At 67.1% G+C, this 21,181-nt stretch carries 21 protein-coding genes; 13 read left to right on the forward strand and 8 right to left on the reverse strand.

Going from position 1 to position 21,181, the window contains the following annotated elements; all coding sequences use genetic code 11:
• The first annotated feature begins 35 nt into the window (after positions 1-35).
• The 3 genes from CLM73_RS17585 (at position 36) to CLM73_RS17595 (ending at position 2,803) form a co-directional block, all read left to right on the forward strand.
• Positions 36-929 carry a LysR family transcriptional regulator gene (locus tag CLM73_RS17585; protein ID WP_105239527.1) on the forward strand — a complete coding sequence of 298 codons (894 nt, stop codon included), beginning with the start codon at positions 36-38 and terminating at the stop codon, positions 927-929.
• An 89-nt stretch (positions 930-1,018) separates the two neighbouring features.
• Positions 1,019-1,984, forward strand: coding sequence for a Bug family tripartite tricarboxylate transporter substrate binding protein (locus CLM73_RS17590; protein WP_105239528.1), 966 nt, complete (start codon positions 1,019-1,021; stop codon positions 1,982-1,984).
• A 21-nt stretch (positions 1,985-2,005) separates the two neighbouring features.
• On the forward strand, positions 2,006-2,803 hold the full coding sequence (locus CLM73_RS17595; RefSeq protein ID WP_105239529.1) for a GntR family transcriptional regulator: 798 nt from the start codon (positions 2,006-2,008) through the stop codon (positions 2,801-2,803).
• On the opposite strand, the gene crcB is transcribed toward CLM73_RS17595, so the two are convergent.
• Both crcB and CLM73_RS17605 read right to left on the reverse strand, forming a co-directional pair.
• Entirely contained in the window at positions 2,800-3,192 is a 393-nt protein-coding gene (gene crcB / locus CLM73_RS17600) for a fluoride efflux transporter CrcB (protein WP_056562761.1), read from the reverse strand. The genes CLM73_RS17595 and crcB overlap by 4 nt on opposite strands.
• Positions 3,193-3,197: 5 nt before the next feature.
• Positions 3,198-3,752 carry an HdeD family acid-resistance protein gene (locus CLM73_RS17605; protein WP_105239530.1) on the reverse strand — a complete coding sequence of 185 codons (555 nt, stop codon included), beginning with the start codon at positions 3,750-3,752 and terminating at the stop codon, positions 3,198-3,200.
• A gap of 201 nt (positions 3,753-3,953) precedes the next feature.
• On the opposite strand from CLM73_RS17605, the gene CLM73_RS17610 reads away from it, so the two are divergent.
• From CLM73_RS17610 to CLM73_RS17630, 5 genes are read left to right on the forward strand one after another with little or no spacing between them, the layout of a single operon-like run.
• Positions 3,954-4,580 carry a PepSY-associated TM helix domain-containing protein gene (locus CLM73_RS17610; protein WP_105239531.1) on the forward strand — a complete coding sequence of 209 codons (627 nt, stop codon included), beginning with the start codon at positions 3,954-3,956 and terminating at the stop codon, positions 4,578-4,580.
• 27 nt (positions 4,581-4,607) lie between these two features.
• Positions 4,608-5,123: a DUF2271 domain-containing protein gene (locus CLM73_RS17615; RefSeq protein WP_056562769.1), complete on the forward strand. Its 516-nt coding sequence runs from the start codon at positions 4,608-4,610 to the stop codon at positions 5,121-5,123.
• A 44-nt stretch (positions 5,124-5,167) separates the two neighbouring features.
• The gene (locus tag CLM73_RS17620; protein ID WP_105239532.1) at positions 5,168-5,968 is read left to right on the forward strand and encodes a DUF4198 domain-containing protein; all 801 of its coding nucleotides are present in this window, start codon (positions 5,168-5,170) and stop codon (positions 5,966-5,968) included.
• A gap of 15 nt (positions 5,969-5,983) precedes the next feature.
• Complete coding sequence (locus tag CLM73_RS17625) at positions 5,984-7,000, forward strand: FAD:protein FMN transferase (protein ID WP_105239533.1); 1,017 nt, start codon at positions 5,984-5,986, stop codon at positions 6,998-7,000.
• Positions 7,001-8,380 (forward strand): sulfite reductase subunit alpha, encoded by a 1,380-nt coding sequence (locus CLM73_RS17630; RefSeq protein ID WP_199778163.1) that lies wholly within the window; start codon positions 7,001-7,003, stop codon positions 8,378-8,380. It abuts the gene before it with no gap.
• Between the two features lie 33 nt (positions 8,381-8,413).
• Here CLM73_RS17630 and CLM73_RS17635 read toward each other — a convergent pair whose 3' ends face one another.
• Positions 8,414-9,373, reverse strand: coding sequence for a tripartite tricarboxylate transporter substrate binding protein BugE (locus CLM73_RS17635; RefSeq protein ID WP_105239535.1), 960 nt, complete (start codon positions 9,371-9,373; stop codon positions 8,414-8,416).
• A 44-nt stretch (positions 9,374-9,417) separates the two neighbouring features.
• Positions 9,418-10,875 (reverse strand): N-acyl-D-amino-acid deacylase family protein, encoded by a 1,458-nt coding sequence (locus CLM73_RS17640; protein WP_105239536.1) that lies wholly within the window; start codon positions 10,873-10,875, stop codon positions 9,418-9,420.
• An 89-nt stretch (positions 10,876-10,964) separates the two neighbouring features.
• Between CLM73_RS17640 and CLM73_RS17645 the strand changes: the two genes are divergently transcribed.
• Positions 10,965-11,933, forward strand: coding sequence for a LysR family transcriptional regulator (locus tag CLM73_RS17645; RefSeq protein WP_105241589.1), 969 nt, complete (start codon positions 10,965-10,967; stop codon positions 11,931-11,933).
• A 5-nt stretch (positions 11,934-11,938) separates the two neighbouring features.
• On the opposite strand, the gene CLM73_RS17650 is transcribed toward CLM73_RS17645, so the two are convergent.
• From CLM73_RS17650 to CLM73_RS17660, 3 genes are read right to left on the reverse strand one after another with little or no spacing between them, the layout of a single operon-like run.
• Complete coding sequence (locus tag CLM73_RS17650; protein WP_105239537.1) at positions 11,939-12,385, reverse strand: SRPBCC family protein; 447 nt, start codon at positions 12,383-12,385, stop codon at positions 11,939-11,941.
• Positions 12,386-12,444: 59 nt separating this feature from the next.
• Positions 12,445-13,275 (reverse strand): phosphoenolpyruvate hydrolase family protein, encoded by an 831-nt coding sequence (locus CLM73_RS17655; protein WP_056562787.1) that lies wholly within the window; start codon positions 13,273-13,275, stop codon positions 12,445-12,447.
• A gap of 12 nt (positions 13,276-13,287) precedes the next feature.
• Positions 13,288-14,499, reverse strand: coding sequence for a Tm-1-like ATP-binding domain-containing protein (locus tag CLM73_RS17660; RefSeq protein ID WP_105239538.1), 1,212 nt, complete (start codon positions 14,497-14,499; stop codon positions 13,288-13,290).
• A 161-nt stretch (positions 14,500-14,660) separates the two neighbouring features.
• Between CLM73_RS17660 and CLM73_RS17665 the strand changes: the two genes are divergently transcribed.
• Positions 14,661-15,308, forward strand: coding sequence for a TetR/AcrR family transcriptional regulator (locus tag CLM73_RS17665; protein ID WP_199778343.1), 648 nt, complete (start codon positions 14,661-14,663; stop codon positions 15,306-15,308).
• A gap of 93 nt (positions 15,309-15,401) precedes the next feature.
• Positions 15,402-17,066: an S-layer protein gene (locus CLM73_RS17670; protein WP_105239540.1), complete on the forward strand. Its 1,665-nt coding sequence runs from the start codon at positions 15,402-15,404 to the stop codon at positions 17,064-17,066.
• 100 nt (positions 17,067-17,166) lie between these two features.
• Here the strand turns inward: CLM73_RS17670 and clpB are convergent, their stop codons facing one another.
• Positions 17,167-19,773, reverse strand: a complete 2,607-nt coding sequence (clpB, locus tag CLM73_RS17675) for an ATP-dependent chaperone ClpB (protein WP_056562793.1) — start codon at positions 19,771-19,773, stop codon at positions 17,167-17,169.
• 138 nt (positions 19,774-19,911) lie between these two features.
• On the opposite strand from clpB, the gene CLM73_RS17680 reads away from it, so the two are divergent.
• Both CLM73_RS17680 and fnr read left to right on the forward strand, forming a co-directional pair.
• The gene (locus CLM73_RS17680; RefSeq protein ID WP_105239541.1) at positions 19,912-20,346 is read left to right on the forward strand and encodes a gamma-glutamylcyclotransferase family protein; all 435 of its coding nucleotides are present in this window, start codon (positions 19,912-19,914) and stop codon (positions 20,344-20,346) included.
• A 97-nt stretch (positions 20,347-20,443) separates the two neighbouring features.
• Positions 20,444-21,172 (forward strand): fumarate/nitrate reduction transcriptional regulator Fnr, encoded by a 729-nt coding sequence (fnr, locus tag CLM73_RS17685; RefSeq protein ID WP_056324138.1) that lies wholly within the window; start codon positions 20,444-20,446, stop codon positions 21,170-21,172.
• Positions 21,173-21,181: the final 9 nt, after the last annotated feature.

Here is a 21,181-nt window from a genome sequence, read left to right on the forward strand (position 1 = left end):
CCGGCATACGATAAGAAGATAGAATTCCTATCATCATGAACACCGACTTTCTTCAAACGCTGTCCGCCGTGGCGCAACACGGCTCCATGGCCGAGGCCGCCCGCCGCCTCGGGCTCACGCACGGCGCCGTTGCGCAGCAGGTGCGCAAGCTGGAACAGGAATTGGGTGTGCCGCTGGTCGCGCGCGCCGGCCGCACCGTGCACCTGACGGCCAAGGCGATCGAGCTGATCGGACCGATGCGCGACGTCCTGGAGCGGATCGAGAAGATCGGCTACCTGGCGCGGTCGGGCGAGATGATGGGCGAGCTTCGGCTGGGCGCCGGCAACACGGCGCTGAACTCCATGGTGCCGGCCATCCTTGAGCACCTGGTCGGACGCCATCCGCTGATCAGCGTGGAGATCCAGCCAGGGCACTCCGCCCGTTTCTATCCGGCCATCGAAAGCGGCGAACTGGATGCCGCCATCGCGCTGGAGGCGCCCTACCCCCTGTCCAAAAGCCTGGGGTGGCAGTTGCTGCGCGAAGAACCCTACGTGTTGGCGGCGGCGCCGCGCCACGCGGGCCGGCATCCACACAGCCTGCTTACCGCGGAGCCATTCATCCGCTACCAGCGCAACGACTGGAGCGGGCGGCATGTGGACGACTATCTGCGCCGCGTCGGCATCACGCCGCGGGACCGGTTTGAACTGAACGCGATCGAATCCATTGCGGTGATGGTGAGCCGCGATCTGGGCGTGGCGATCCTGCCCCGGTCCACCAACGGCACGATCGAACGGCTGGGCCTTGTCGCGCTGCCCCTGCCCGCACACTGCGAACCGCGCCGCTTCGGGCTGATCTGGTCGCGCGTGTCGCCGCGTCTGGCGCTGATCCAGGCGTTCCGGGACATTGCCATCGTGGAGTACGCGAAGGTGGCTGGCGCGCCGGGCCGTTGACGCCTTTCTACGGGGAAACGATCTGGTGCGCCCCGTGCTGCCTCCCTATACTTGTATTGTCCTCAATACAACATATCAGGAGACAAATCATGCCGGGATTGCATCGGATCGCCGCGCGTTGCGCGCTGCTGGCCGCGTTTGCCTTGCCAACCGCCTCCGCCTTCGCGCAGGCAGACGCCATCAGGCTGGTCGTGGGCGCGCCCCCGGGCGGCACCACCGACACCGTGGCGCGCAGCATCGCGCAGCACATGGCGGTGGACTTGAAGCGCACCGTCGTGGTGGAGAACAAGCCGGGCGCGGGCGGCAACATCGCCGCCGACTACGTCGCCAAGAGCAATCCCGACGGCAACACCTTGCTGGTCACCTTCACCAGCTTCTCCATCAACGCCACGCTGTACCGGAACCTGCCGTTCGACCCTGTGGCCGATTTCACGCCGATCAGCATGCTGGCCAACGTGCCCAGCGTGCTGGTCGTGCGCAAGGACTTCCCGGCGCGCACCATGCCGGAATTCGTCTCGCTGGTGAAAGCCAGCCCCGGCAAATACACGATGGCGCTGGGCGCGATCGGCTCGTCGCTGCACATGGCCGGCGAGCGCATGAAGATGATGGCGGGCCTGGACATCCTGAACGTGCCGTACAAAGGCACGGCGCCGGCCATCACCGACCTGCTGGGCGGCCAGGTGGACATGATGTTCGCCAGTTCACTGAACGCGCTGCCGCACATCAAGAGCGGCGCGCTGCGGGCGCTGGGGGTCACCAGTCCGCAGGCGCTGCCGCAGTTTCCCGGCGTGCCGCCCATCGGCGATACCATCAAGGGTTTCGAATCGAACGCGTGGTTTGCGCTGTTTGGCCCGGCCAAGATGCCGGCCGACAAACTGGCGGCGCTGAACGCCGCGGCGCGCAAGGCGGTCGATACGCCGTCGTTCCGCAAGCTGCTCGAAGGCGAGGCCGCCAGCGCGGTCAGCAGCAGCCCCGAGGAGCTGGGCGTCTTCGTGCGCCAGGACATCGCGCGCTATGCCGAGATCGTCAAGTTCACCGGCGCGACCGTCGACTGAACGTCAACCAGGAGCCCTATCGTGTCTGACAGCCCGCTGCCGCTTTATCACAAGGTCTACCTGCTGCTGAAGCAACGGCTGGAAGCGGGCGGGTTCGCCACGGACAGGGCCATGCCCGGCGAAAACGCGCTGGCCGCCGAATACGGCGTGTCCCGGCTGACGATACGACGCTCGCTTGATGCGCTGGCAGCCGATGGCCTGATCGAGCGGCGGCAGGGACGCGGCACGTTCGCGGCGGCGCCGGCGACGTTTCCGGGCCCGCAGCACGGCGCGGGCATGGACGCGCTGATGGCGCACCTGGCCCGCATGGGCATGCACACGCAGGTGCGCCTGCTGGAACTGGAAACCGCGCCCGCCACGCCGCTGGTGGCAGCGCGTCTGGAACTGCCGCCGGGCGCGCCCGTGCAGCGCGCCGTGCGCGTGCGCAGCCACGAAGGCCAGCCGTTTTCCCACCTGACCACGTTCGTGCCGGACGACATCGGCCAGCGCATCCGCCGCGAGGACCTGGACGCCAAGCCGCTCTTGGCCATCTTCCGCGACCTGGGGGTGCGTGTGGCGCGCGCCGAACAGTCGATGTCGGCCGTGCTTGCCGAGCCCGGCATCGCCGAGCTGCTGGACGTGCCGGTGGGATCGGCCCTGCTCAGCCTGCACCGCGTGGTGCGCGACGCGTCTGGGCGGCCGGTGGAGTGGTTGCATGCCCGCTACCGGCCGGACCGCTACGAATACCGCATGAACATGCAGGCGCACGACATGCCCGGGCAGCCGACGTGGCTGCCCGCGGCGTCAACCACCGCTGAAACCGACGCGTCGGCGACCTAGCGCAGCAGGCTGACCGTGGCCAGCCCCGCCGCCGTCAGCGCCAGCGACCCCGCCAGGCTGAATCCGGCATAGCCCAGCGCGCTGACATACGCGCCGCGCTCAAGCATCGCGACCGTCTCGGCCGAGAAGGTCGAGAACGTGGTCAGCCCGCCCATGAAACCGGTGATGGCGCCGAGCCGCACCCACGCGGGCCACTCGGGATGCCCGGCCACCAGCGCCAGCGCCACGCCCACCAGATACCCGCCCGCCAGATTCACCGCCAGCGTGCCCCACGGCCACGAGCCCGCATTCAGCCACAGGCCGACCAGCCAGCGAGACCAGGCGCCCAGGATCGCGCCCAGGCCCACGGCCAGGAAATTCAGGGGAACCAGCGTTTGATAGGCGGACATGGAGGTCAGACGGTGCCGTGTTGTTTGAGACGCAGGGAAAAGACCAGCAGCAGTATGCCGAAGAACACGGCGTAGATGCCGATCACCCACACCAGCGCCAAGGCGCCTGCGCCCGGCTGCATGACCAGCATCGCGCCAAAAGCCACCGACACCAGCCCGGAAAGACCCAGCAGCCATTCGTTGCGAATGGCCTTGCGAAAGCGCACCGCGGCGATGATCTGGAATACGCCCGCCATGATCGCCCAGATGGCGATGATGTAGAGCAGGATCAGCGCGGTAAGCCCCGGCCACAGAAAGGTGACGATACCCGCCGCCACGCCCAGCAGGCCCACGATGATCAGCGCCCATAGCGGCTTGCCGTTGTCCCGGATGCGGAAGCCGGCGATCAGCGCCAGCACCCCGTCCACAAGCGCGAAGGCGCCCCACACCAGCACCAGCGCCGACAAGGTGATGGCCGGCATGAACATGGCCATGAACCCGAACAGGATGGCGACGACGCCGCGAAGCGCCACCCATCCCCAATGACGACCGATTTGATCCACGACTTGCTGTTGCAGCATGACGACCTCCGGTGTTTGCAAAGGGTGGCCTATCTTATCCCCGCCAATCGGCGAACGCACCGTTCAGCGCACGTTCAGCTGCGGCCAAAAAGGCGCTTTCCGCCGAAATCGATTGAAATTTCCGCGCGCGAAAAGGCCCGGCTTTTTTAAGAGTAATTCTCATTAAATGTTAGAATCCGGCCGCTTCCCGCCCGACATTCCATGGACACCCAACCCGCTCCCCGCCGCCGCGCCTACTGGCTCAAGACCCTGCATCAATGGCACTGGATCAGTTCTGCGCTCTGCCTGTTGGGGATGCTGTTGTTCGCGGTGACGGGGCTGACGCTGAACAACGCGTCGCACATCGAATCGAAGGCCGTGGTGACCAGCCGCGAGGCCCGTCTTCCCGATGACATCCTGAAGCAGCTTGCTGCCGCACCCACGGCAAAAAAGGCGCCCTTGCCCGCACCGGTCGCCGCGTGGCTGGATCAAACGCTGGACGCCTCGACGGCCGGCAAGACCGCCGAGTGGTCCCCCGACGAGGTCTACCTGTCGCTGCCCCGCGCGGGCGGCGATGCCTGGCTGTCCATCGACCGCGCCAGCGGCGACGTCGAATACGAGCGCACCGACCGCGGCTGGATCTCCTACCTGAACGACCTGCACAAGGGCCGCAACACGGGGCTCGCCTGGAGCTGGTTCCTGGACATCTTCGCCGTCGCCTGTCTGGTCTTCTCGCTGACCGGACTGGTGCTGCTCAAGATGCACGCCGGCAACCGCAGCGCGACCTGGCCCATGGTGGGGCTGGGCGTTGTGATTCCGCTGGTGCTGGCGCTGCTTTTCATTCACTGATTCCATCGATACGCCCTGGAGATTTCCATGCGCAAGTTGCTGTTGCCGGCGCTGCTCGCCGGCCTGATCGCCCGAACGGCCCACGCGGCAGACATCGGCCTTTCCATCGAGGTGCCGCGTCTGGACGTGGCCGAATACCACCGCCCGTACGTGGCGATCTGGATCGAGAACCCCGACCAGAGCGTGGCCACCGATCTGGCTGTCTGGTACGACGTAGCCAAGAAGAACAACGAAGGCACCGAGTGGCTCAAGGACATGCGCCAGTGGTGGCGCCGCAGCGGCCGCAACCAGCAGTTCCCGGTGGACGGCGTCAGCGGCGCGACCAAGCCCGTGGGCAAGCACGCGCTGTCGTTTGACGCGGCCAGCAAGCCGCTCGCGCAGCTCAAACCCGGCCAGTACGCCGTGGTGGTCGAGGCCGCGCGCGAAGTGGGTGGCCGCGAACTCGTGCGCATCCCCTTCCAGTGGCCGCCGCAAAAAGCCGAGCAGCTGAGCGCGCGCGGCGAACACGAACTGGGCGCCATCGCGCTCGACCTCAAACCCTGACCGGCCTCGTGACGAGCCCCTTTAGAAACGCAAGGAACGCAACGATGAAATCCGCCGCCAAACTGGCCGCCGCCCTGGCGCTGTGCCTGCCCTTTGCCGCTCACGCCCATGACGTCTGGATCGTGCCGTCCTCGACGGTGCTGTCGGGCACCGACAGCTGGATCACCGTGGACGCCGCGGTCGGCAACGACAAGTTCTACTTCAACCACGCGCCGCTGCGCCTGGACGGCCTGACCGTCACCGCGCCGGACGGCAATGCCGCCGAGGCCGAGAACATCAACCGCGGCAAGCTGCGCAGCACGTTCGACCTGCAGTTGAAGCAAGCCGGCACCTACCGCGTTGCCGTGGTCAACGACGGCGTGTTCGCGCGCTGGAAGGAAGACGGCAAGAACAAGCGCTACTTCGGCAAGGTTGAAGGCATGGCGCAGGCCGTGCCGGCCAAGGCCGACGAGCTTGAAGTCTCGCAAAGCCTGGGCCGCGTCGAGACCTTTGTGACCGCCGGCAAGCCCTCGGCCGTCAAGCCTGTGGGTCGCGGCCTGGAGCTGGCGCCGGTCACGCATCCGAACGACCTCTTCACGGACGAGGCCGCCACGTTCCAGATGCTGCTGGACGGCAAGCCCGCCGCGGACCTGGAGGTGAACGTCGTGCCCGGCGGCAGCCGTTATCGCGACAAGATCGGCGAAATTCAGCTGAAGACCGACAAGGACGGCAAGTTCTCGGTGAAGTGGCCGCAGCCCGGGCTGTACTGGATCGAAGCCGGCATGGAAGACGCCAAGGTCACCGTGCCGCAGGCCAAGAAGCGCCGCCTGTCGTACGCCGGCACCGTCGAATTGCTGCAACCGTAAGGCAAAGGCGCACGCGTGGCGGCCTCCCCTTCCTTCGCACCGCGCAACGCGGCGGCCCCGGCCGTTCGCGTCGCCTATGGCGCGATGCCAGCGCGCCCGGCCGCGCTGGCTGGCGCCACCATGGGCACCACCTGGTCGGCGCGCCTGGCGCTGCCGGCGGGCGTGACGCAAGCGCTGGCACGGCAAGGCATTCAGGCCGCGCTGGATCAGGTCGTCGCGCAAATGAGCACCTGGGAAGCGGACTCGGACATCACGCGCTACAACCGGGCCGAACCCGGCTGGCAGGCGCTTCCGCCCGAGTTCTTCCATGTGCTGCATCATGCGCTGACGCTGGCCGGGGACAGCGGCGGCGCCTACGACCCCACCGTGGGGCCGCTGGTCAATGCCTGGGGTTTCGGGCCGCACCAGCGCGCCTTCGAACCGCCCTCGCCCGCCGCCATTCAGACCGCGCGTGATCGCTGCGGCTGGCGGCGCGTGCCGCTGGACGAAGACCGCCGCGCGGCATGGCAGCCGGGCGGCGTCTATCTGGACCTGTCGTCCATCGCCAAGGGGTACGGCGTGGACCGCGCGGCGATGGCGCTCGATGCCTTGGGCATCACCGATTACCTGGTCGAAGTCGGCGGCGAATTGCGCGCCCGCGGCAAGCGTCCCGACGGACACTCCTGGCGCGTCGCGATCGAGGTTCCCGACGCCAGCGACGACCATGCGCTGGCCTTGCCGCTGCACCATTGCAGCATTGCCACGTCGGGCGACTACCGGCGCCATGCCGGCGATGGCGATGCGCGCTACGCCCACACGATCGACCCGCGCACTGGCCACCCGGTGCGCAATGCGGTGGCCTCGGTGACGGTGCTGCACCCCGTCTGCATGCAGGCCGACGCGCTGGCCACCGTGCTGACGGTGCTGGGCGAAGCCGACGGGCTGGCCTATGCGCGCCGCCATGCATTGGCGGCGCTGTTCATCGTGCGCGGCGAAGACGCCTGGCGCGTCGTGGCCACGCCGCAGTTCGAGGCCCTGGCCCTCGCGCCCTGAATGCCCATGTTGCCTACCCGAGTGATCGCGGCAACGTGCGTGGTGCTGACCTGGCTGCTGCTGTGCCTGTGGGCCTGGCAGCGCGCCCGCCGGCAACAGGCGCAACAGGCGTTGGCGCTGCAGGCGCTCGACGCACCGGCGCTTGGGGACGCCCTGCTGGTGACCTACGCCAGCCAGACGGGATATGCCGAGTCGCTGGCCATGCAGACCGCGGACTCCCTGCGCGCTGGCGGCCTGACCGTGCGCGTCGCCTCGCTGGATCAACTGGACCTTCAACGCCTGGCCGCCTACCGGCGCATGCTGTTTGTCGTCAGCACCTACGGCGAGGGCGATCCGCCCGATGCGGCCGCGGCCTTTGCCGGCCAGATGCAAGAGACGCCGCAAGGCGCCGCGCTGACCGGCGCGCAATATGCCGTGCTGGCGCTGGGCGACAGCGAATACGCGCAGTTCTGCGGTTTTGGCCACCGGTTGAGCGACTGGCTGCACGCGCAAGGCGCGACGCCGCTGTTCGATCTGGTCGAGGTCGACAACGACGACGCGGCCGCGCTGCGCCATTGGCAGCATCACCTGGGCCTGCTGGCCGGCCGCAACGATTTGCCCGACTGGGAAGCGCCCGTCTACGACACCTGGCGCCTGACCGATCGAACACTGCTGAATCCCGGCAGCCAAGGCGGCCCCTGCTACCTGCTGACGTTGAGGCCGCCCGCCGGCGCGGCCGCATGGCAGGCGGGCGACATCGCCGAAATCGGCCCCCGGCGCGAACGCGGCGGCGCGTTGCAGACGCATCGCGAATACTCCATCGCGTCCCTGCCCGACGACGGCGCCATCCAGCTGCTGGTGCGCCAGATGCGCGGCGTGGACGGCGAGCTGGGCCTGGGCAGCGGCTGGCTCACGCACATCGCGCAGACGGGCGACGAGATCGCCCTGCGTGTGCGCGCGAACCGCAATTTCCATCCACCCGCGGACGACCGCCCGCTGATCCTGATCGGCAATGGCACCGGCCTTGCGGGCTTGCGTGCACTGATCAAAGCGCGCCGCGCCGCCGGCCATCGCCGAAACTGGCTGGTCTTTGGCGAGCGCAATGCCGCCTGCGACGGATTCTGCGGTGACGAGATCGACGCGTGGCGGCAAGACGGCACGTTGGAACGCGTGGATACGGTGTTTTCACGCGATCAGGCCGAGCGCCGCTATGTGCAGCACTGCCTGCGCGAACAGGCGGATGGCGTGCTTGCCTGGGTGGATGCCGGCGCCGCCGTGTATGTCTGCGGCAGCCTGCAAGGCATGGCGGGCGGCGTGGATGCCGCGCTGCAGGACATTCTGGGCGCGGACCGCCTGCAAGCCCTGCAGCACGCGGGCCGCTACCGGCGCGACGTGTACTGACGACGCGCCCGCGTTTTTGCGTTTCGCAGGCCCTTACTGCAGCTTGATCTGGGCCCGCTCGATCACCGTCTTCCAGCGATCCCGTTCGGTGCTGATCTGTTCGCCAAACTGCGCCGGCGTGTTGCCCAGCGGGAACGCACCCGTCTCTTCCATTTTTGCCGCCGTCGCCGGATCGCGCACGGCGCGCGCAAAAGCATCCGCCAGCTTGTCGCGCACGTCGGCCGGCATGTTGGCCGGACCCACCACGCCGTACCAGGCCGTCACGTCGTAGTCCTTGTAGCCCTGCTCGGCAAAGGTCGGCACGTCCGGCAGGCGCGGGTTGCGGGCCGTTCCGGTAATCGCCAGGGGTTTCAGGTGATTGCTCTTGACGTACGGCAGCGACGACGGAAAGTTGTCGAAGATCACCGGCACCACGCCGCCCACCGTGTCGGTCAGCGCCGGCGCCGAACCGCGATACGAAATGCTGTTCATCTTGCCGCCGATGATCTGCAGGAACCAGATCATGCCCAGGTCGTTCACGCCGCCCGCGCCCGCATTCGCGTAGCCGTCCTTGCCGGGATTGGCGCGCACGTGGGTCACGAACTCGGCCAGCGTCTTGGCCGGAAAGCTCGGATTCACGCTGAGGATGTTGGGGCTGGTCACCAGGTTGCTGATGGGCGTGAAATCCTTGACCGGGTCATAGGCCAGGTTGGGAAACAGGTGCGGCGCCGTGCCGTGCGTGCTGACGGTGGCCAGTCCCACGGTGTAGCCGTCCGGCTTGGCGCGTGCGGTGGCTGTCATGCCGATGGTGCCCGACGCGCCCGTGCGGTTCTCCACCACGATCTGCTGGCCCAGAATCTCGCCCGCCTTGGCCGCGGCAACGCGGCCGACGATATCCGTCGGGCCGCCCGCCGGGAATGGCACGATCAGCGTGATGGGGCGGTCGGGAAAGGCGGCGTGGGCGGCCGGCAGCGCGGCGGCCAGCGCCAGGGCGGCGCAAGTCTTGCGGAACATGATGGTGGGTCTCCTGGTAGGGCTGTTGTTATGAAAGCGTGTGGTCATGAAAGCGGCTGTGCCGCGGCCTGATCGCGGCAAAGAATCCGGCCGGGCCGCGGCATGTCTGCCGTGGCCGGAAAAACGGGCGTGCCGTTGACCAGCACGTGTTCCACGCCAGCGGACGCAAGCGTCGGCGCTTCCCACGTGGCGCGGTCGATCACCGTCTCGGCATCGAACACGACAATGTCCGCCCACGCGCCCACGGCAATCCGGCCACGGTCCACCAGCCCGAAGACGCGGGCCGGCAACGCGGTCATCTTGGCCACCGCGGCCTCCAGCGTGACAAGCTGGGCCTCGCGTACGTAGCGGCCCAGCACGCGCGTGAAGCTGCCCCACAACCGGGGATGCGGATGCGCGTCGTTAGGCAGACCGTCGGATCCGACCATGCAGCACTCGTGCTGAAAGATGCGGCGGACCTCGTTCTCGTCCATCGCAAAATAGATCGCACCGGCCGGGCACAAGCGTTCAGCCGCCGTCGTCTTGTCGCAGCCCCAGCGCGCCGCGATGTCGCTCAGGTATTCGCCGTTGCATTCGGGGTGCGGCGTCGACCACGTGATGCGGATGTCGTCGATGGTGTCGGCGCGCTCCGGGATCAGGATGGTGGAACTGCCGGGATAGGGGTAGATGTCCAGCGCCACGTCCACGCCCTCGGCCCGGGCGCGGTCAATGTTGGCCAGCGTGACGGCGCTCTTGCCCCAATTGCGCGGCATCATGCACTTGTGATGCGACAGCACGGTGGCGCAACCGGTGTTGCGGCCAATGGCCAACACCTCGTCGACGGCCGCCTCGACCGCGTCGCCCTCGTTGCGGATATGGCTGGTGTGCATCGCGCCGCGCGCCGCCGCCACGCGGGCCAGTCCTTCCAGTTCGGGCGGCTGCGCCGCCCCGCCCGGCTGATACGCCAGACCGGTGCTGAAGCCCACGGCGCCCGCGTCCAGCGCATCGGCCAGCATATGCTGCATGGCGGCTTGCTCGTCGGGCGTGGGCTGGGCCGCCGGATCGCGCATCGCGGCAAGGCGCAGGTTCGCGTGGCCCACCAGCGCGGCCACATTGATGACGGGCTGACGCTCGCGCAGCTCGTCGAAATAGTGCGTCATGCTGGCAAACAGCGGCGTCTCGCCCAGCAGCGCCAGCGCGGCGGCCGTGTTGCCCGGCAACGGCGCGGGTGCGCCGCTGACGCCGCAATTGCCCACCACGACCGAGGTGATGCCCTGGCTGGTCTTCCACGCCAGGTCGGGCTTTTCCACGAACATCAGATCGTCGTGACCGTGCACATCGATGAAGCCGGGCGCGACGATCTTGCCGGCGGCGTTCACGCGAGTAACCGCCGCCGTCCCTGCCAAGTCGCCGATCGCCACGATGCGTTCGCCCGCCACGCCCACGTCGGCGCGCCGCCGCGGTCCGCCCAGCCCGTCGATGAGCCAGCCGCCTTCGATGATCAGATCCAAAGTCCCCTGCATGGTGTTCCTGCCTTGGTGAAGGACCTAGTATCGTCCGCGCGATCAATCTGGAAAAATTGTTTTTATTGATCCATCTATCGCGTTTTGAAATGAATCGCCTGCCAAAACACGTCACCTTGAAGCACCTGACCGCCTTTGTGGCCGTGGCCCAGGAGTCCAGCTTCACGCATGCCGCCAAGCGCCTGTTCCAGACGCAATCGTCCGTCACCAGCCTGGTGCGCCAATTGGAAGATGCGCTGGGCACCCAGCTCTTTGCGCGCACCAGCCGGCGCGTGCTGCTGACACCGGCCGGCGAGGAATTCCTGCCGCGCGTCATGCGCCTGCTTGCGGATTTCGATGGGGTGATCGAGGACGTGGTGCGCTTTGGCGCGCTGGAACGTGGACGTGTGGGTGTGGCGGCCGCGCCGTCGGCCATCACGCAGTTGATCGCACCCGCGGCCGCCGTCTTCGCGGCGCAGTATCCGGCCGTGCGACTTTATCTCAGCGACGACAACTCCGGCCGCATCCAGCGCAAGGTGGCCGCGCGCGAGGTCGATTTCGGCCTGACCAGCCGCTGGGCCGACGCCCCCGGCCTGCAATTCGACGCCTTGCTGGAAGACCGCTTCGGCGTGCTCTACCGTCAGGACGACGCCACCCTGCGTCCGGGACGCGATGGCGCCATGCGCTGGTCCGACCTGACCGGCCGCAAGCTGGTGGGCGTGGTAGATGAAACAGGCATCATGGCGCTGCTGCGCGCCCGCGCCGATCTGCCGATCGAGGCGGCGGCGCCGTTCTATGAAGCATCCAGCACCACCTCACAGGCGGCGCTGGTCAAGGCAGGCATGGGCGTGGCGCTGCTGCCGGCGCTGGCCGCGCAACGCGTGATGGAGCCGGGACTGGCCTACGCGCTGCTGGCGCGGCCCACGGTGGTGCGCACGCTGTGCATCATCCGCAACAAGGAATATCCGCTGAGCCCGGCCGCACAGACCTTGATCGCGTCAATCCGCGACTACCTGCGCACGGCGCAACTACCCGCCGGCTGCCGCCGCATCGCGGCGCGCGGACGACAAAAGACCTGAGGCCGTCAAACACCCGCCCGCAGCTTCTCGTCCAACGCGGCCAATCCCGCCGCGAACACGTTCTGTCCGACCGCCTCGGCAACATCACTCAACGCCGCGCCCTCGACGCGAAAATCGGCCCACCATTGCACCAGCGTGCCACCGCCCTCCGTAATCGGATGCAGCGACACACCCGCGACGTAATCGCGCATCGGCAGGTCGGTCTCGATGATCGAGTACCGCAGTTCGGTATTCGGATCGTCGAGCATCAGCAGCTGTTCACGCACAAACCCGGAAGGCTTGAGCGTGAGGTGCCGCACCGAACCCACCGCGTCATGGCGGCCGCCCTCTTCCAGCCGGCTCTCTGCCACGCCCGGATGCCAACCGCCCAATCCGTTGAAATCCCGGAACAGCGGCCAGACCTTGTCCAGCGGCGCGTGGACGACAGCGGTGATGTGTACGGTATGCGGCATACGGGCTCCGTTATACGCAGTGCGCTTGGAATCAGGGTGGAAACTGCGGCAATTGCAGATCAGAAGGTCAGATTCTTGAATTCGCGCGTGGCGGCCGTCAGGGCCTGTTCGGTGGGCAGGCGCTCCATCGAACTGGCGCCATAAAACCCGTGGCAATGCTTGCATGCCCGCAGCACGTGCGCCGCGTCCTCGGGCGTGGCGATCGGGCCGCCGTGGCACAGCACGATGATATCCGGGCGCACCGCCAGCGCGGCCTCGGCAATACGGTCGATGGCGCCCACGCAATCATCCAGGGTCAGCGCGGTCTCCGCGCCGATGGACCCGCCCGTGGTCAGACCCATGTGCGCCACGATGATGTCCGCCCCGGCGCGCGCCATGGCCACGGCATCGTCCTCGTTGAAGACGTAAGGCGTCGTCAGCATGCCCTTCTTGTGCGCCAGGCGGATCATGTCGACCTCCAGCGCATAGCCCATGCCGGTCTCTTCAAGATTGGCGCGGAAGTTGCCGTCGATGAGACCGACAGTCGGGAAGTTCTGCACGCCGGCAAAACCCTGGCGCTTCAGATCGTCCAGGAACACGTCGAAATCGCAGAACGGATCGGTGCCGTTCACGCCGGCCAGCACCGGCGTCTTCTTGACCACCGGCAGCACTTCGCGGCCCATGTCCACGACGATCTCGTTGGCATTGCCATACGCGAGCAGACCGGCGAGCGAGCCGCGGCCGGCCATGCGGTAACGGCCCGAGTTGTAGATCACGATAAGGTCGATGCCGCCCGCTTCCTCGCACTTGGCCGATAGCCCGGTGCCCGCGCCCCCGCCCACGATGGGCGTGCGCGCGCGCACCATGGCGCGAAACTTGTCCAGCAGTTCGTTACGGTCAAAACGCGGCATGGCGGCAATCCTTCAATGTGCGGCAATTTCAAGAAAGTGGTCGACCGCCGTCTTGGCAAACAGCGGATCGTTGATGTGACAAGGCACGCGAATCAGTCGGCGGTCCGCCGTCTGTTTCACATTGGCCTCCAGCGCCGCAAACAGCGCGGCGTCAGCCTCGGGATCCCAGAAGGCCTGGCCCGGCGCATCCAGCGCGGACACGCCGCCTTCGGGGATCAAGAAGCGCACCGGGCCGTCGCAGCGGTTCAGCCGGTCGGCGATCCATTCGCCCTGCCGCGTGTTTTCCTCGGCGGTCGTGCGCATCAGCGTGACCTGCGGGTTGTGGGGATAGAAGCGGCGGCCGCGATAGCGCTCGGGCACGGTGTCCATCGCGCCGAAGTTCACCATGTCCAGCGCGCCGCACGACCCGACATACGGCGCACCGGTGCGCGCCACCGCGCCGAAACGGTCGTCCGTGCAGGCCAGCACGCCGCCAAACAGCAGATCGCAGACTTCGGTGGTGGTCAGGTCCAGCACGCCGGCAAGCAGGCGGCTGTCCAGCAGCTTTTCCATGGACTGGCCGCCCGTCCCCGTGGCATGGAACACCAGGCAATCAAAACGCGATTCCAGAAGCGGCGTGACGTGCTGCACGCAGGCGGTGGTGACGCCGAACATGGTGATGCCCACCGCCGGCCGGCCATCGTCAGCCGCTGCGGCCGACGCCTGACGGAATGCGCCGCCGATCGCACCGGCCGCATTGGCCAGCACGCGGCGCGAGATGCGGTTCAGGCCCGCCACGTCGGTCACGGAATACATCATCGCGATGTCCGACGGCCCCACGTAAGGCGCGACGTTGCCCGATGCCATCGTGGACACCATCACCTTGGGCGTGCCGATGGGCAACGCGCGCATGGCCGGCGTGATGAGCGCCGTGCCGCCGGAACCGCCCAAGCCCAGCAACGCGCCGATATCCGCGTTGCCGGCGGCGTAGCGTTCGAACGCCAGGGCCATGGCCGCAATCGCCGTGCCGCGGTCGCCCGTGAAGACGGCCGCGGCGCCGTCCGGATGGCTGCGCGCGACCTCTTGCGCCGAGACCTGCGCGGCGCTGGGCGCGCCCGAGGTCGAGACATCCACCGACACCACGTCCAGCCCCTCGCGCCGGAGCAGATCCGCCACGTATTCGGCCTCGTGGCCCTTGGTGTCGTAGGTCGCGGCGACAAAGACCCGCTGCTTCGTATGCGTCATGACTCCTCCGCGGGCGGCTACACTGCGTGCGCGCCTCGATATGTGAGGCCAAAGGCCTGTAGAATCCAGAAATGAGACGAAAGAATCATACTGAGACACCTGTCTCACGTCAAACCGAAACTCCTGCCCGCAAGGCGCCCTCGGCGGCGGCCGGCACGAAGCTGATCGCTCCCGCCAGCCCGCAGGCGGCCGCCAGCGGCGAACCCCCGCACGGGCCGCGCGCCCGGATGCGCAAGACCCTGCTCGACGCCGCCCAGCAACTGATGGCGCAAGGCGTCACGCCTTCGGTCGCCGAGCTGGCCGAACACGCCCAAGTATCGCGCGCCACCGCCTACCGTTACTTTCCCAGCCAGAGCGCACTGATCGCCGCCGTGGTGGACGAAAGCCTGGGCCCCATCCTCGCGTGGGATTCCGACGCGCCTGACGCGGCGGCGCGCGTCGACGAATTGCTGCGGTTCGCGTATCCGCGCCTGGCGGCGCACGAGGCGCCGCTGCGCGCCGCCATTCAGGTGTCGCTGCAACAGCATGCGCAGGCCAGCGCCGGCAAGGCCGGCGCCGAGCCCCAATTGGTGCGCGGCCACCGCGTCGACATCCTCAGGCGCGCCATCGCGCCCCTGGCCACCGCGCTGACACCGGCGCAGCAGGACCGCGTCGCGCAGGCGCTGTCGCTGGTGTATGGCACCGAGGTGTTCCTGGTGCTCAAGGACATCTGGAAACTCGACCTGCCCGAGGTCACGGACGTCGTGCGCTGGACCGCCAACGCCATCATCACGCAGGCGCTGGCCGAAGCCGGGCCCGGCAAGAAATAGCGCCACTGTCATTCCCACGTCATTCCCCGCCCGCATAGTTGCGCGCTTTGCGGCATGCGCGTTGCATGCCGAGATGACGTTGGAGTGTTGTAGATGCAGTTCGAAGTATCCCGCCTGCGGCGAGCCATCATGCCCTTGTCGCTGGCTTGCGTGACCCTGTTGAGCGCTTGTGGTGGCAGCGATGACGATGACGAGGCCGCCGCCCCCGCGCCGACGCCGCCCGTCGTGACCGACCCCACCCCGCCCGCAGAGCAACCCAAGCCGGTCGAAACGGGCGCGTGGTCCACGGGCGATCTGCACGTGCACACGTTCCAGTCAGACGACGCGCAGGTCAGCCTGGAAAGCGCGCTGGATCAGGCGTTCGACCGCTACAAGCTGGACTGGGCCGCCATTTCGAACCATCTGCGCCTGTCCGGGCGCGACCATACCGGCGTCAACCTGCCCGGCGGATCGATTCCGTTCTCGCAAGGCATGGCGCAGTACGAAGTGCCCTACATCAAACAGGCGCAGGCCGCGGGCCGCTACGCCGGCAAGATCATCTTCTCGTCGTTCGAATGGGACATGCCCACGCATGACCACGTGAACATCGGCATCGGCTACAACGATCCGCAGTCGCCCAAGTCGCTGGAGGCCGTGGCCGAGTTCGAATACCTGTTCACCAACCGCGACCCCAACCTGTTCGACCCGCTGCTCGTCTCGCGCCTGTCCGGCGAAACGCGCGCCTACACCACGCACGCCGACTCGCTGGCCGCGCTGAAGTGGCTGCGCGACAAGTACCCCGACAGCTACATGCTGCTGAACCACCCGTCGCGCTACGCGGGCAAGTACACCATCGCCCAGCTGCGCGAGATGAACGACCTGGCACCGAGCGTCTTCTTCGCCATCGAAGGCATGGTCGGCAACCAGATGGAACCGGACCGTGGCGGCTACGCCACCGCCTACACCGACGCCTTCCTGCCCAACCGCACCTATGGCGGCGCCGACTACCTGGTCGCGCACCTGGGCGGCACGTGGGACGCGCTGCTGGGCGAAGGCCGCCGCATCTGGAACGTGGCCGACTCGGACTACCACTTCCGCACGGCATCGGGCCTGTACAGCAGCGGCTACGCGCCCGGCGAATATTCCAAGACGCACGTCTGGAAGGACGGCGACGACATGGCGGCCGTGGTGGCGGGCTTGAAGAGCGGCCGCATGTTCGGCGTTTTCGGCGATCTGATCGATGCGCTGGACTTCCAGGCCAAGGGCGCCGCCGGCGCCGTGCACATGGGCGGCGAACTCCAGGCGGCCAAGGGTGAAAAGGTCGAGGTCACCATCCGCTTCCGCAGCCCCGAGCGCAACAACTACGAGTACCCGATCGAAAGCGGCAACCCCACCTACGTGAAGCCCACCGTGAACCACGTGGATCTGATCGTCGGCGACGTGACCGAGCGCGCCAAGTCCGGCACCCCGGAATACGACGTCGACACCAACCCCTCGACGCGCGTGCTGGCCCGCTTCACCAAGGCCGACTGGAAGGTGGACGAAGACGGCTACAACGTCATCACGACCACGATCACCGCCGACAAGAGCCAGTACCTGCGCTTGCGCGGCACCAATCTTGGCGTGGACGTGGCCGGCGAAACCGCGGCGGGCGAACCGCTGCCGGACGCCAAGGTCGATTTTGCCGACAACGCGGCGCGCTTCAATGCCATCAACGCCCGCAACTACAACGACCTGTGGTTCTACTCGAACCCGGTGTTCGTGACGGTCGCGAAGTGATCTGACCGGTCCGCGCCGGCGCCGAGGTTATCGGCGCCATGGCGTGGACAAAAAAATGCCCGGCAGAGATATGCCGGGCATTTTGCTTATTGCAGCGCGATCACTGCAACGTGCGGGTGAAGACGAACTGGCCGTCCTGCCAGTCCACCGGCACCACGTCGCGCGGGCCGAACCTGCCTTCCAGGATCAGGCGCGCCACCGGGTTCTCGATCTGCTGCTGGATCGCACGCTTCAAGGGGCGCGCGCCAAACACAGGATCGAAGCCGGAGCGGGCCAGTTCCGCCAGCGCCGGTTCGGTTACTTCCAGCCGCATTTCCTGCTTTTCCAGGCGTTCGCCAAGACGGCGAAGCTGGATGCGGGCGATGGACTCGATGTGCTGCGCTTCCAGGCCATGGAACACCACGACTTCGTCGATGCGGTTCAGGAACTCGGGCCGCAGCGTCTGCTTGAGCTCGTCCCACACCACTTCCTTGACCACGTCGTACGGCTGGCCAGCCAGCGTCTGGATATGGTGCGAACCCAGGTTCGACGTCATGACGATCACCGTGTTGCGGAAGTCGACGGTACGGCCCTGGCCATCGGTCAGGCGGCCGTCGTCCAGCACCTGCAGCAGCACGTTGAACACGTCCGGGTGCGCCTTTTCGACTTCATCGAGCAGCACTACGCTGTAGGGCTTGCGCCGCACGGCCTCGGTCAGATAGCCGCCCTCTTCGTAGCCCACGTATCCCGGCGGCGCGCCGATCAGCCGCGCCACCGAATGCTTCTCCATGAACTCGCTCATGTCGATGCGGATCATGTGCTCCTCCGAATCGAACAGGAACTCGGCGAGCGCACGCGTCAGCTCGGTCTTGCCCACGCCGGTGGGGCCCAGGAACAGGAACGAGCCATACGGGCGCGCCGGATCCGCAAGACCCGCACGCGAACGGCGGATGGCGTCGGACACCAGGCGCACGGCCTCGTCCTGGCCCACCACGCGCTTGTGCAGGAACTCTTCCATGTGCAGCAGCTTCTCGCGCTCGCCCTGCATCATCTTCGACACGGGGATGCCCGTGGCGCGCGACACGACCTCGGCGATTTCCTCGGCGCCGACACGCGTGCGCAAGAGGCGCGGACGCGATTCGTCGCCTTCGGCGTTTTCGGCGGCCTCGGCAGCACCCACCTCGGCGGCCTTCAGGCGCGCCTCGAGGTCCGGCAGCTTGCCGTATTGCAGCTCGGCCAGCTTGTCGAATTGGCCCTTGCGCTGCAATTCAGCCATTTCGGCGCGCACGCTGTCGATCTCTTCCTTGATGGCTTGCGTGCCTTGCACCGCAGCCTTCTCGGCCTTCCAGATTTCCTCGAAGTCGTTGTATTCGCGCTGCAGCTTCTGCAGCTCGTCCTCGATGACGCCCAGGCGGCGCTTGGACGCGTCGTCCGTTTCCTTCTTGACGGCCTCGCGCTCGATCTTGAGCTGGATGATGCGGCGGTCCAGCTTGTCCATCACTTCCGGCTTGGAGTCGATCTCCATGCGGATGCGCGCGCCGGCCTCGTCGATCAGGTCGATGGCCTTGTCGGGCAGGAACCGGTCGGTGATGTAGCGGTGCGACAGCTCGGCGGCCGCGACGATGGCCGGGTCGGTGATCTCGACGCCGTGGTGGATTTCGTAGCGTTCCTGCAGGCCGCGCAAAATGGCGATGGTGGATTCCACATCGGGTTCGTCGACCAGCACCTTCTGGAAGCGCCGCTCAAGCGCCGCGTCCTTCTCGATGTACTTGCGGTATTCGTCCAGCGTGGTGGCGCCAATGCAGTGCAGCTCGCCACGCGCAAGCGCCGGCTTGAGCATGTTGCCCGCGTCCATCGCGCCTTCGGCCTTGCCCGCACCCACCATGGTGTGCAGCTCGTCGATGAACACGATGTTGCGGCCGTCGTCCTGGCCCAGCTCTTTCAGCACGGCCTTCAGGCGTTCTTCGAATTCGCCGCGGAACTTGGCGCCCGCCAGCAGCGCCGCCAGGTCCAGCGACAGCACGCGTTTGCCGCGCAGGCTTTCCGGCACTTCGTCGTTGACGATGCGCTGCGCCAGGCCTTCGACGATGGCGGTCTTGCCGACGCCGGGTTCGCCGATCAGCACGGGGTTGTTCTTGGTGCGGCGCTGCAGGATCTGGATGGTGCGGCGGATTTCGTCGTCGCGGCCGATGACCGGATCCAGCTTGCCCTGGCGGGCGCGCTCGGTCAGGTCCAGCGTGTATTTGGAAAGGGCTTCGCGGTTGGCCTCGCCTTCCGCGCCCGAGACGTTCTCGCCGCCGCGCACGGCGTCGATCGCGGCTTCAAGGGCCTTTTTCTGCAGGCCCGCGTCGCGCAGGATGCGGCCGGCCTCGCCCTTGTCGTCGGCCAGTGCAAGCAGGAAGAGTTCGCTGGCGATGTAGGTGTCGCCGCGGCGGGCGGCTTCCTTGTCGGTGCGGGTCAGCACGCCTTGCAGGTCGCGGCCCACCTGGACGTTGTCTTCGCCCTGCACCTGGGGCAAGCCCTTCAGGGCGGACTCCAGTGCCGGGCCCAGGCGATTGACCGCCACGCCGGCACGCGCCAGCAGACTGCCCGCGCCGCTGTCAGCATCCGACAGCAGGGCGGACAGCACGTGGACGGGTTCGATGTAGGGATGGTCGTTGCGGGCGGCCAGACTTTGCGCGTCTGCCAGCGCTTGTTGGAACTTGGTCGTCAGTTTGTCGAATCGCATAATGGTCGTATTGGCTTGTGGGGAGCCTGACCGATCCGTGCCGGCTGGCTCGATAACCTGAATATGTGGCCGGATGGGACAATTTCAACACCCGGCGGCCCTCATGGTTTTCTTCGACGTGCACCAGCAAACAGAGCAATGAGCATATACGTTTTTGTGTACGGCACCCTACGCGCCGGCGAAATCAACGACCTCGCCCGCGCTGCCGCCGCGCGGGGCTTGCCGGCCGCCAGCCACGTCGGCTCGGCCAGCGTGCCCGGCATGCTGGTCGATTTCGGTGACTGGCCTGGCCTCATCCCCGTGGACGACGGACGGCGCGTGCGCGGCGATGTCTACCGGGTGGATCCGGCGCTGATTGCCCTGATGGACGAGATCGAGGAATACGAGCCCGGCAAGCCCGGCTGCTTCGTGCGCCGGACGGTTTCCGCCCGCCTGGAAGGCCCCGGCGCGACGGGTCTTCTGCCCTGCGCGTACTATCCGATCGACCCCGCGCTGCGGGCCGCGGCGGTCGATATTGCCGGGGACGACTGGATCGCTCACCGCCTTTCCAGAACAAAGCAGGACGCCCGGTAAGACACCCGTAGTAACAACGGACTACAATAGACGCCTGTCTCGTGCTTCACACCCGTTCCGGCGCCCGCCGCGCAATGGGCACTCTAAAGGTCATCGTATGCAAAAACGGGTCCCCATTGCCCCTGATGCCGCCCACTGTTCCACGTGCATGCTGGGTCACGTCTGCGTTCCCGTGGGCATGGCAGCCGCCGAAGTCGAAAAGCTGGACGAACTGGTCAAAGAACGCGTCCGCGTCGAAAAAGGCAAGACGCTCTATTCGCTGGATCATCCGCTCGACGCCGTCTATGGCGTGCGCTTCGGCAGCTTGAAGACGCAGCTTGAAGACGCCACCGGCCAGATCCAGATCACCGGCTTCCATCTGCCCGGCGAAATCGTCGGCATGGACGGCATGCTGGACGGCAAGCACGTGTCGGCCGCCGTGGCGCTCGAAGACTCCGAGGTCTGCGTCATCCGCCTGAACGAAGTCGATCGCGTCGCGTCGCACCTGCCGTCGCTGCAACAGCAGTTCCGCCGCCTCATGAGCCGCGAGATCACCCGTTCGCACCAGATGCTGGCCTCGCTGGGCTCCATGCGGTCGGAACAGCGCCTGGCCGCGTTCCTCTTGAACCTGTCGCAGCGCTATGCCTCGCTGGGCTATTCGTCCACCGAGTTCGTGCTGCGCATGAGCCGCGAAGAAATCGGCAACTACCTGGGTCTGACGCTGGAAACGGTCAGCCGTCTGTTCTCGCGTTTTGCCCGCGACGGCCTCATCAAGATCAATCAGCGCGAAGTCCGCATCCTGGACCTGCCCGCGCTCAAGCAACTGCTGGGACACGAAAGCTGCTGAGCGGTCGCC

The sequence above is a fragment of the Achromobacter spanius genome (genome assembly GCF_002966795.1).
In the GTDB taxonomy this organism is placed as follows: domain Bacteria; phylum Pseudomonadota; class Gammaproteobacteria; order Burkholderiales; family Burkholderiaceae_B; genus Achromobacter; species Achromobacter spanius_D.

Coding starts and splice junctions, on each gene's coding strand:
- fnr (WP_056324138.1), top strand. CDS start 20,444: ATGCAAAAACGGGTCCCCATTGCCCCTGATGCCGCCCACTGTTCCACG.
- CLM73_RS17670 (WP_105239540.1), top strand. CDS start 15,402: ATGCAGTTCGAAGTATCCCGCCTGCGGCGAGCCATCATGCCCTTGTCG.
- CLM73_RS17630 (WP_199778163.1), top strand. CDS start 7,001: ATGCCCATGTTGCCTACCCGAGTGATCGCGGCAACGTGCGTGGTGCTG.
- CLM73_RS17610 (WP_105239531.1), top strand. CDS start 3,954: ATGGACACCCAACCCGCTCCCCGCCGCCGCGCCTACTGGCTCAAGACC.
- CLM73_RS17615 (WP_056562769.1), top strand. CDS start 4,608: ATGCGCAAGTTGCTGTTGCCGGCGCTGCTCGCCGGCCTGATCGCCCGA.
- CLM73_RS17660 (WP_105239538.1), bottom strand. CDS start 14,499: ATGACGCATACGAAGCAGCGGGTCTTTGTCGCCGCGACCTACGACACC.
- CLM73_RS17585 (WP_105239527.1), top strand. CDS start 36: ATGAACACCGACTTTCTTCAAACGCTGTCCGCCGTGGCGCAACACGGC.
- CLM73_RS17680 (WP_105239541.1), top strand. CDS start 19,912: ATGAGCATATACGTTTTTGTGTACGGCACCCTACGCGCCGGCGAAATC.
- CLM73_RS17655 (WP_056562787.1), bottom strand. CDS start 13,275: ATGCCGCGTTTTGACCGTAACGAACTGCTGGACAAGTTTCGCGCCATG.
- CLM73_RS17635 (WP_105239535.1), bottom strand. CDS start 9,373: ATGTTCCGCAAGACTTGCGCCGCCCTGGCGCTGGCCGCCGCGCTGCCG.
- CLM73_RS17605 (WP_105239530.1), bottom strand. CDS start 3,752: ATGCTGCAACAGCAAGTCGTGGATCAAATCGGTCGTCATTGGGGATGG.
- clpB (WP_056562793.1), bottom strand. CDS start 19,773: ATGCGATTCGACAAACTGACGACCAAGTTCCAACAAGCGCTGGCAGAC.
- CLM73_RS17645 (WP_105241589.1), top strand. CDS start 10,965: ATGAATCGCCTGCCAAAACACGTCACCTTGAAGCACCTGACCGCCTTT.
- CLM73_RS17620 (WP_105239532.1), top strand. CDS start 5,168: ATGAAATCCGCCGCCAAACTGGCCGCCGCCCTGGCGCTGTGCCTGCCC.
- CLM73_RS17650 (WP_105239537.1), bottom strand. CDS start 12,385: ATGCCGCATACCGTACACATCACCGCTGTCGTCCACGCGCCGCTGGAC.
- CLM73_RS17590 (WP_105239528.1), top strand. CDS start 1,019: ATGCCGGGATTGCATCGGATCGCCGCGCGTTGCGCGCTGCTGGCCGCG.
- CLM73_RS17640 (WP_105239536.1), bottom strand. CDS start 10,875: ATGCAGGGGACTTTGGATCTGATCATCGAAGGCGGCTGGCTCATCGAC.
- crcB (WP_056562761.1), bottom strand. CDS start 3,192: ATGTCCGCCTATCAAACGCTGGTTCCCCTGAATTTCCTGGCCGTGGGC.